Consider the following 10,080-nt stretch of genomic DNA (forward strand, 5'->3'; position numbering starts at 1 on the left):
GACCGCGTAGACGCCCCGGCCCTGGCCCGAGTCGCACGCGTTCCCGCGGGCCGGTAAGAATGTCGGCCATGGATGCCGATTTCGCCACCGGCCCGGGGGATTCGCGCCCCGCGCGCCAGCCGGGCTACCGACTCACCCATCCCGATACCCCGTCACCGGGCACGTCGCCGAACCAGGTGCTGACCGGCATCGACACCGGCGGCCACGCCGGCCCGGTCCGAAACGGTCAGGAGCAGGCGGTGCAGTGGTCGACCGCGCCTGTAACCCTGCGCGCCACACCGGAACCCGATGCGCTGCCGCGCCGGATCGCCCCCGACCTGCCGCAGCGCACCGCGGACCCGGAGGCGGTGGCCGCCCGGCTCGCCGCCGACGGCGAGCCGTTCTCGGCTCGGATCACCACCGACAGTGAACCGTTCGCGATGCCCGCCACCAATGGCGAGCCCTTCGCCGCGCGACCCGCCACAAACGGGTCGCCCTATGCCCGATCCACGTCCGATAGCGGATCGTTCGCCAGTGCCGCCCTCGACAGCGAGCTCTACGCGGCCGCGCCCGTGGTGGCCGACGAGACGATCGCGGTGCGCCCCGTGGCCAATGGCTCGCCGTTCGCGGCCCATTCCGGCGCGCACGAGGATGTTTTCGCGGCGAGCCGGCCCGCCGACCTGGAGGCCCCCACCGGTCGTCGGCACGCGCCGGACCCCGAGCCGCCGGCCCGGCTGGAGAGCCCCGCCCGCTTGGAGAGCCCAGCCCACATGGAGAGCTCCGCTCGCATCGAAAGCCTGGAGGCCGTCGCGGCCTCGCTGCGGGAGAGCGTGCCCGATCCCCTGCCCGAGCCCGAGCGTCCGGCGAGCGTCAAGTCCCGGCGGCGTGCGGCCCCGGAACACGCTGTGGCGCAGCCGGATTCGACAACCGCCGAGGCCAAGGCCGGCGCCGAGTTCCGGACCGGCGACGCCACCATCGATCTGCACCACATCATGCGGCTGCTGGTGGCCAGCCACGATCTGGACGTGGCCGCGGCGGCGGTCGAATCCGGCGAGATCACCGTCTCCGAACTGGCCGACGTGGCGCGGCGCACCCGCACAGCGGCCGTGGAATTGGTGGCGGCCTGGTACGGCGGAGCGGATCACATGCGGAAATTCGGCGAGGTGCTGTTACAGGCCGCGGCTGAAACCGCTTGATATAGATCTAGGATTCGATCGACATTCTCTCCGGCTCGCGGACGCAGGAGGCGCGATGAGCGGAACCGACGTGCCGTCGAAAGCCCTGACGGCGGCCGCGGTGCAGGCGGAATTGGCGGCATCCGCCGATCCGGCCGACGCGGAGCATTTGCAGCGGTTCTTCAAGACCGGGCCGGGTGAGTACGGAGAAGGGGATGTATTCATCGGCGTCCGGGTTCCGCAGACCCGGAAGGCGGTGAAACAATTTGCCGGCCTGCCGCTTTCGGAGATCGATCTGTTGCTCGACAGTCCGGTGCACGAGCACCGGCTGGCCGGATTGGTGATTCTGAACGGCGAAATGGCCGGGGCTACACGCAAACGCGGGAACAATGCGGCGTGGCAGCGGGAGATCGTCGATCTGTATGTGGCGGCCGTGCGCCGCGGCCGGGTGAACAACTGGGATCTGGTGGATGCCTCGGCGGAGTTCATTCTCGGCCCGTGGCTTTTCGAACGCTCGCGGGAGCTGCTCGACGAATTCGCGGCCGGGGATTCGCTCTGGGAGCGGCGGGTGGCCTTGCTGACCACCTTCGCGTTCATCAAGCAGGGCGATACCGCGACCACGCTCGAGCTGTGTGAGCGTCTGCTCTCCGATCGCCGCGATCTGATCCAGAAGGCGGTGGGCTGGATGCTGCGGGAGATCGGCAAGCGGGTGGATTCAGCGATTCTCATCGGATTTCTGGATGTGCACGCGGCGGATATGGGCCGTACCGCACTGAGTTATGCGACCGAGCATCTGGCTCCCGACCAGCGTGCGAAGTACCGCGCTCAGCGGTGATCCGGGGGCGGAATAGGCGCGTCGGGCGAAGCTGCAGAATTGCTGTGACGAACCACTCGGTCAGTTCGCACCGAGTGTTCATCTTGTGTTTGGTTTGCGTTTACCTGACGAGATCAGTCTGTGATCAGTCGGTGAAGGCCGATACCAGCTCGAAATGAGCCGGTGACTACCACGCAGAGACCGCCGCCTTCGGCGGGAGCGTGACTGAACGGTGATAGCTGGGAAATATCCCGAATCTCGTTCCGCCACTTGCACATCACAACCCATGCAGTGCATCGGCGAGTCCCTCCGGGTGCCCGCCGTGGTGAGCTCTGCGCCTGTTATCACCATGATCAAACGAAACCTGTTCGCCCAGCCCGTCAAGACCATCACCGGCGCAGCCGCCGCGGCCCTGGCCGTCTCGGCCGTGATCGCCGCCGGTCCGGCCGCCGCCGACATCAACGGCGTCCCACCCGAGTTCCAGGCCACCGCCCAGCAGGTCCAGCAGCAGGCCACCCAGCTCGACAGCGGCCTCCCCGCTGCGCAGCAGGACCAGGTCCGTCAGGCCCTCCAGGGCCTCCCGGCCCCGTTCAACCAGGCCCTCCCCCCGGTCTTCGCCGACGACCTGAACGGCTGGATCCAGAACGCCCTCTTCGTCATGGGCCAGCACGGCATTCCCGGCAGCTACGACGGCATCTTCCGCAACATCCAGCGTGAGTCGGGTGGCAACCCTCGGGCCATCAACCTGTACGACTCCAATGCCGCCGCGGGCATTCCGTCCAAGGGCCTGCTCCAGGTGATCGATCCCACCTTCCAGGCGTACCACGTCGACGGAACGTCCTGGGACATCTACGACCCGGTCGCCAACATCACCGCCGCCTGCAACTACGCGTCGCACCGCTACGGCTCCATCGACAACGTCTTCTCGGCGTACTAGGTAGCACCACTTTCGGTGGCTCTCCGGGGTTCAGTGCCGCACCCCCGAATAAGAATGTGGCCGTCGCGTTTTCGACGCGGCGGCCACATTTCGCTTTTCGCGGGCTCGTCAGAACTGGATCTTCAGGTGATCCGTCACCGGGCGGGCCTGGCATCCGAGGATGTAGCCGTTGGCGATGTCCTCGGGGTCGAGGATTTCGGCGTTTTCCATTTCCACTTCGCCTTCGAGGACGGTGCAGGCGCAGGAGCCGCATTCGCCTTCGAGGCAGGAGTAGGGGACGTCGAGGCCCTTGGAGAGCATGATGTCGACCAGGGTCTGGCTGCGGGGCCAGGTCATTTCGTGGGTTTCGCCGTCGAGTTCGACCTCGACGCTGGCGGCGTCGGCGGCCTCCTCGGCGGTGATCTCGGTCGGGGCGACCTCCGCGAAGGGGTCGCCGGAGAGCGAGTTGAAGACCTCGGCGTGGGTGCGATTGCGGGGCATGCCGAGCTGGCCGAGGGCGTCGTGGACGCGGTCCATGAACGGCTTGGGACCGCACATGAACGCCTCGTGGCCGGCGTAGGGCGCGACCAGGGTGGCGAAGGCGTCGGCGGTCGGCAGGCCCTGCAGGTGCTCGAGCCAGTGGATGACGACCAGCCGCTGCGGGTGCTTGTCGGCCAGCTCGCGCAGTTCCCGAGCGAAGATGACCGAGTCGTGGTCGCGGTTGGCGTAGACGACCACGATGCGGCCGTCGCCGCGGGCCAGCGCCGACTTGAGGATGGACATCACGGGTGTGATGCCACTGCCGGCCGCGAACAGCAGCAGGTCCTCGTCGAGGTTCTTGGGGGTGAAGACGCCCGAGGGCGGCAGCACCTCGAGGGAGTCGCCGGCTTTCACGTTGTCGCACACCCAGTTCGACGCGTAGCCGTCGACGGTGCGCTTGATGGTCACCTTGGGCTTGTCGTCGGTGTGCGGCGAGCTCGCCAGCGAGTAGCAGCGGGCGACGGACCCGGTGAGGTCGCTGGGGATGCGCAGGGTCAGGAACTGGCCCGGCTGGTAGGTGAAGCGCTCACGCAGGTCCTCGGGCACGTCGAATACCAGCGAGCAGGAGTCGGCCGTCTCGTTGATGACCGCGGAGACCCGCAGCACGGCCGATCGCGAGCTGTGCGGTACGTCGACGGTGGTCATAGTGTCCTCTCGAACCCGGCGGTGTGGGCAGCCGGTGCAGTCTACCTAAACTAGAACGTGTTCTAGTTTGACTATACGTGGCTGTCCCGCTGCCGGACAAGCTGAGCTTCCAGGCCCGCGATCAGTACGTCCATCGAAAAGTCGTAGGAGTACTTGCCACGCAGATCCGCCAGGTGTTTGGTAGCGCGTTCCACCGCCTCCGGGAGCACCCGGTCCAGCAGGCCCGCCCGGTCGCGCGGGTTCACCTTGGAGCGCCCGAACAGATAAGTGTGGATGGTGGCGTAGGCGGAGAGCACATTGCGCTCGTCGAAACCGGCGTCGAAGAGGATTTCCATGACAGCGGCGATCAGGTCCAGCTGTTTGCCGAGCATCTGTTCGATCAACACGTCGCCGAGACCCGGGTGTTTGCGCAATTTCTCGTCGATCTGGTCGATCAGATCCCGCAATCGCATTTGCCACGTACCGAATTCGGGTGGCGGCTTGCGCACGCCGGTGAGGGCGGCGGTGGCGACCAGATCGAGTAGCTCGCGCTTGTCGGCGACGTAGTAATAGGGGGCCATCGGTGAAACTCCGAGTTCGCGGGAGAGCCGTCGCATGGACAGCTTCTCCACACCGTCCTGCCGGACCACCCGCAGGGCGGCCTCGACGATCTCGGATTCCGAGAGGGTGTTACCGCCCCCGCCTGTCTGCATGCGCCCGACTCCCATACCGCCTCGACCACCACGGGCACGGATTTCCGTCCCCGACCTGTTCAACTCCCGAGTTTCCTCCCGCAGTGTAGAGCGCTCCCCGCATCAGCCGTCGAGCTACGGTCCGATGCATGGACAAGGCTGAATCCCGGCTGGAGATCCTCATTCCTCGACAACCTGCCGAAGCGGTAACCCAAGAGGTTCACGGCCGTCTCGATTCCGGACTGCGGCTTGATAGACCTTCGCCTCGGAGCGGGGGAGCGAACGGCTCCATAGACCTGCGCCTTGGAGGAGCGGAGGAGGGAAGAATCGAGACCGCGGCTCCATAGACCTGCGCCGTGGCCGCGAACCCGCCCGGAGCGAAGCGAAGGGCAATTAAACACACCGCGCCAATCATCATTGCCAGTGGTTGGCTGACTTAGCATTCGGGAATGCGCCATGATCGCCTTCCCGATGGTTTCGGGGTGCGAATCGATCCCAGGGTGCGCACTTATTCCGGTGGACGGCTCCTGGTCGGCGGCACGCCAACGAGGTTGCTACGGCTCGCTCCGGAAGCTGCGGCCTTGATCGGTGACGGGTACCTCGAGGTGACCGACCCCGCGTCGGCTCGGGTTGCCAGACGTCTCCTCGATTCCGGCGTCGCGAATCCGCGCCCGCGGCTGCTGCCGTCGCTGGAGGACGTCACCGTGATCGTGCCGGTGCACAACAATGCTCCCGAGCTATCGCGGCTGCTGTCGGCGCTGCGTGGCCACACGGTGATCGTGGTGGACGACGGTTCGGATCAGCCGGTGCAGATTCCGGACGCCAGAAGCCGCTGCCGGATCACGGTGCTGCGCCGCGATCGCCGGCACGGGGCGGCCGCCGCCCGCAATTTCGGATTGCGCGCCGCGGCAACCGAATTCGTGGCCTTCCTGGACCCGGAGGTGGTGCCCCGCACCGGCTGGCTGGAGGTCATGCTCGGGCACTTCAGCGATCCCAGGGTGGCGCTGGTGGCCCCGCGCATCCTGGCCATGGACCCGGATTCCACCCTGCTGGCCCGCTACGAGCACACCCGCGGCTCGGTGCATCGCGGCCGCCGTGAGTCGGCGGTGCACGCGCACGGCCCGGTGCCGTACGTGCCGAGTTCGGCGGTACTGGTGCGCCGGCTGGCGCTGCTCGGCGAGGGCGGGTTCGACGAGACCATGGCGGCGGGCGGCGATGTCGACCTGTGCTGGCGGCTCGACCGCGCGGGCTGGCGGCTGCGCTACGAACCGGCCGCCCGGGTCGCGCACAGCAATCCGGTGTCGCTGCGAAAGTGGTTCGCCCACAAGGTCACCCATGGGACCGGTGTGGCGCCGCTGGCCCAGCGGCATCCGGGCCTGGCCGCACCGCTGTCGCTACCGATCTGGACCGCGGTGTCGGCGGTGCTCCTGGGCACGATGTTGCGCTGGGGTGTGTTCGGCGGCCTGCTGACGCTGAGCGCGACCCTGGTCCGCCTACGCCGGGTCTTCGCCGGGCTGGACAATCCGACCCGGGTGGCGGCCATCTACATGACGCGCGGTTTCACCGGCGGTGTGTGGCGTCTGGCGACGGCCATGTGCCGGCACTACTGGCCGATCACGCTGCTGGGCATGCTGTGCTCGCGGCGGGTCCGTCATATCGCGTTCACCCTGGCCATGGCCGAGGGCCTGGCGGACTGGTTCACCCACCGGGAGCCGGGCAGCCTGGATCCGATCCGGTACGTGCTGTGCCGGCGGCTGGACGATGTCGCCTACGGGACGGGTCTGTGGTGGGGTGCGGCTCGCATTCGCAGCGCGGCGGCGCTGAAGCCGACCCTGCCGACGAGCTGAATTCGATGCTGCTCCCGGACTGAATTCGATGCTGCCGCCGGGATGTTCAGCGGTAGTAGATCTCGAGCGTGGTGTTGCGCCCGTCCGGAGCGAGGGTGAACACGCCGAGGGCCAGGTGCTCATCTGGGCGTCAGGCGGACGGGCATGTGCCGCACGCCGGTGTGCTTGTTGCTGCGGGTGTATTCGACGGGTGCGGTGAGTTCGGCGGTGCCGACGCGGTCGAGGAGGGCGTCGAAGACGACGCGCATCTCCATGCGGGCCAGGTTGGATCCGAGGCAGAAGTGGCCGCCGCGCCCGAAGGCGAGGTGCGGGTTGGGCCGCCGGGTGATGTCGAAGCGATGTGGCTCGGGGAAGACGCTCGCGTCCCGGTTGGCGGAGGTCCACCACAGGGTGACCTTGTCCCCGGCCCGGATTCGCTGATCCCCGAGTGTGGTGTCGCGGGTGGCGGTGCGGCGGTTGTAGGAGGTGGAGGAGGCCCAGCGCAACATTTCCTCGACCGCGCAGTCCAGCTGGGAACTGTCTTCCTGCAGCGTCCGCCAGAGTTCCGGCCGCTCGATGAGCGCGAGCATGCCGACGGCGATGGAATTGCGCGTGGTCTCGCTGCCCGCCGCGATGAGCAGGCTGAACAGCATGGCCTTCTCCATATCGGTGAGCGGCTGCCCGTCGATGGTCGCGTGGGCGGCCAGCGACATCAGATCGTCGGCGGGTGCGGCGGTCTTGGCGGCGAAGAGTTTCGCCCCGTAGGCCCGGGTCTCGGCCACGGCTCGCTGGGTGCGCGCGGTGGCCTCGCCCAGGTCCCGATCGTCGTAGTCCAGCGCCACATTCGCCCAGCCGAAGAGCTGGTGGCGATCGGCCTGCGGCACCCCGAGCAGTTGTGAGACCGCCTGCAGCGGGAGTTCGGCGGCGAGGTCGAGGAGAAAGTCGCACTCGCCCTCGGCCAGTGCTGTGTCCACGATGGCCGCGGCCCGTTCCCGGAGGTCGTCCTCGATCAGTTTCAGGGTGCGCGGCGCGACGCTCGGCATGAGCAGCTTCCGCACTCCCGCATGCCGGGGGTCGTCCATCATGTTGAGCAGCACTCCGACCGCCCAGTCCACGGGCAGATCCTCGATGAGCGTGCCCCCGCCGGCGCGCTCGCCGCCGCTCTCGGAGGAGTAGGTGGCCGAATCGCCGGCGACGGCAACGATGTCCGCGTACCGGCTGATCACCCAGAAGCCCTCTCCGGATGGGGTGTGCGCGGTGGGTGGATGCCACCACACGGGCCGTTCGGCGCGGAGATGATCGAAGACCGCGTGCGGGAAGCCGTGCGCGAAGCGGTCGAGGTCGGTCAGGTCGATGTCCTCCACGGACCCACCCTGGCACAGTGCCGGGCTGTCCGGCAGCGCATTCGACGAAGTAGACGGCCGCGAAAAGCAGAGCGCCACAATCTGATTCGCCGAAGCAACCACCACATTCAGATGCAAATGCTGAATTCGCGGCCCGCCCCGATTCTGGACTGACGGAGCGTAGGAGGGAAGAATCGGGGTCACGAGGGCCGCGACCGTCTCCAACCTCCCCGCGGCTCGCCGGAGCGTAACGGAGGCGAATAGACGCAGCTCACATTCCGTGAGGCGCCCGTTGGCGTGTGACCTGTCGGACAAACGTCCGGCTTCCGCCTTGAGGTCTTCGGTGCGCCGGTACTCTTTGGGGCGGAAAGAAAGGCAAATGGTCAGCAATCTCGCAGGTGGTGGGCAACCCAACCACGGCGTCGAACCGGGCAGTCAGCTCGGGGCGCTCGAAACATATGCCGCCCAGGCGCACGGATATCTCAGTGTGGGCGGGGATCAACTGGGGCAGTTGCCCGGCCTGCTGCGGCCGATGGTGCTCGAGTCATGGCTGCGCAGTCTGCGCGGCGGCGTCGATCCGATGGACGACGGAGACGGTCGTGGCCTGCGCGGCGCCGACCTCGAGCGCTACCGTGACGCGCATCCGATCGCCTCGGTCATGCCATTGGTGGACAAGCTATTACTGCGCGACGCGACCAGCACCGGTTTGATCGTGGTGGTGGCCGACCAGTTCGGCCGTGTGCTCTCGGTGCACGGCAATGCCGATCGGGTGCAGGCGGCCGCGGAGGCGGGCCTGCGCGAGGGCAATGACCTGAGCGAGCGCCGGGTGGGCACCAATGCGGTGGGCCTGGTGGTGCGCACCGGCCGCGCGGCCTGGATCCACGGCCCGGAGCATTTCCTGCACCGCATGCACCAGATCACCGGAGCCGCCGCGCCGGTGCACGATCCGGACGGCCGCCTGGTGGGCGTGCTGATGATTGCCGGCGGGGTGCGGGTGGCGCGCCCGGAGATCCTGGCGTTGGTGAAGGCGGCGGCAACGGCAGCGGAGATGGATCTGCTGCTGGCCGCGGTCCGTTCGGGCCAGGATCGCCGTTCGAACGCCGATGCCCCGGCGCCGGAGCGGCTGGGTCTGGAGGTGCTCGGGCTGGGGCAGCCGCAGCTGACGGTGGCGGGGGAGCGAGTCCCCCTGTCGCAACGGCACGCCGAGATTCTGCTGCTGCTGGCCGAGCACGCTGAGGGACTGTCGGCGGATCACCTGGCCTTGCTGCTGGACGACGCCGATCTGGACAATGCCACCATTCGCGCGGCCATGTCGCGGCTGCGTTCGGTGGTCGGGTCGAATGTGTTCGGCTCGCGTCCCTACCGGCTGCGCGTTCCGATCGCCACCGATGTGGAGGCGCTGCGCGCCGCGCTGGATTCCGGGGATGTGGATTCTGCGGTGCGGCTGTACGCGGGTCCGGTGCTGCCGCGTTCCACGGCGCCGGGAGTTATAGACATTCGCGATGAATTGCGAGTGCGTCTGCGCACCGCTGTATTACGTTCCGGCGACGCTTCGGTCTTGAGTCGGTGGACATCGGGTGCCGAGGGTCGTGACGATGCGGCCGCGTGGGCGGCCTATCGCGCCACCGTCGATCGTGAGTCTCCGCTGTATGCGCAGATCGAGGCCAAGATTCGCGTGCTGGATCGGCGCATGGGCGCCGATGCAACGCAGTTGCAACGTTTCGACTCATAGTCTCCACATCCGAAAGTGTGGTCAGTCACACCGCGGCCTTGTCATGTGGTCGTACCCACATTTATCGCGTTCTCGGCGCGAGGCTGTCGGCCAACTAGACGCTCGTCCAACTTTTTTTCGGGAAAAAGTTCCTTTTTATTGTGTAAACGCCTAGTGTCCACATGCATGAACGGCATCCCTGTGATGCAGGTGACAGTTGGAGGAGATCGGCAGTAGGACACCCCGGATGCGATGACCCGGAGGCACTCGCATCCCGGCCGGAGAGCCAGTAGGCCCGGCCGCTTCGAGCACTAGTTGGATCAGGCGCGGATTTCGCCGCGCATTCGTCGAATCACCCAGGGCGGTGCGATTTTTCGCGGCCTGGTGCGCCCTCGTCAGCCGAGCGCACCCAGGTCTATTTCGTGATGCCCGAAACCGTTGGTCGACATAGCAATTCGCC

8 protein-coding genes are annotated in these 10,080 nt (G+C 67.3%); 5 read left to right on the forward strand and 3 right to left on the reverse strand.

What is annotated here, in order from left to right:
• Positions 1-68: 68 nt before the first annotated feature.
• The 3 genes from ABZ909_RS32295 to ABZ909_RS32305 all read left to right on the forward strand — a co-directional run bounded on the left by ABZ909_RS32295 (position 69) and on the right by ABZ909_RS32305 (position 2,905).
• Positions 69-1,175 carry a hypothetical protein gene (locus ABZ909_RS32295; protein WP_357007226.1) on the forward strand — a complete coding sequence of 369 codons (1,107 nt, stop codon included), beginning with the start codon at positions 69-71 and terminating at the stop codon, positions 1,173-1,175.
• Between the two features lie 55 nt (positions 1,176-1,230).
• Positions 1,231-1,989: a DNA alkylation repair protein gene (locus ABZ909_RS32300; RefSeq protein WP_357007228.1), complete on the forward strand. Its 759-nt coding sequence runs from the start codon at positions 1,231-1,233 to the stop codon at positions 1,987-1,989.
• A 328-nt stretch (positions 1,990-2,317) separates the two neighbouring features.
• Entirely contained in the window at positions 2,318-2,905 is a 588-nt protein-coding gene (locus tag ABZ909_RS32305) for a transglycosylase SLT domain-containing protein (RefSeq protein WP_357007231.1), read from the forward strand.
• A 108-nt stretch (positions 2,906-3,013) separates the two neighbouring features.
• On the opposite strand, the gene ABZ909_RS32310 is transcribed toward ABZ909_RS32305, so the two are convergent.
• Both ABZ909_RS32310 and mftR2 read right to left on the reverse strand, forming a co-directional pair.
• Positions 3,014-4,069, reverse strand: coding sequence for a ferredoxin--NADP reductase (locus ABZ909_RS32310; RefSeq protein ID WP_357007233.1), 1,056 nt, complete (start codon positions 4,067-4,069; stop codon positions 3,014-3,016).
• Between the two features lie 71 nt (positions 4,070-4,140).
• A complete protein-coding gene (mftR2, locus tag ABZ909_RS32315) occupies positions 4,141-4,761 on the reverse strand; it encodes a mycofactocin system transcriptional regulator MftR2 (protein WP_357007235.1) in 621 nt (206 codons plus the stop codon).
• Between the two features lie 428 nt (positions 4,762-5,189).
• Here mftR2 and mftF point away from each other — a divergent pair, with 428 nt between their 5' ends.
• Positions 5,190-6,587, forward strand: coding sequence for a mycofactocin biosynthesis glycosyltransferase MftF (mftF, locus tag ABZ909_RS32320; RefSeq protein WP_357007237.1), 1,398 nt, complete (start codon positions 5,190-5,192; stop codon positions 6,585-6,587).
• A 119-nt stretch (positions 6,588-6,706) separates the two neighbouring features.
• On the opposite strand, the gene ABZ909_RS32325 is transcribed toward mftF, so the two are convergent.
• Positions 6,707-7,948, reverse strand: coding sequence for a cytochrome P450 (locus ABZ909_RS32325; protein ID WP_357007318.1), 1,242 nt, complete (start codon positions 7,946-7,948; stop codon positions 6,707-6,709).
• Positions 7,949-8,288: 340 nt separating this feature from the next.
• On the opposite strand from ABZ909_RS32325, the gene ABZ909_RS32330 reads away from it, so the two are divergent.
• Entirely contained in the window at positions 8,289-9,641 is a 1,353-nt protein-coding gene (locus ABZ909_RS32330) for a GAF domain-containing protein (RefSeq protein WP_357007239.1), read from the forward strand.
• Positions 9,642-10,080: the final 439 nt, after the last annotated feature.

Origin of the sequence: Nocardia sp. NPDC046763, assembly GCF_040645495.1 — a bacterium.
GTDB lineage: Bacteria > Actinomycetota > Actinomycetes > Mycobacteriales > Mycobacteriaceae > Nocardia.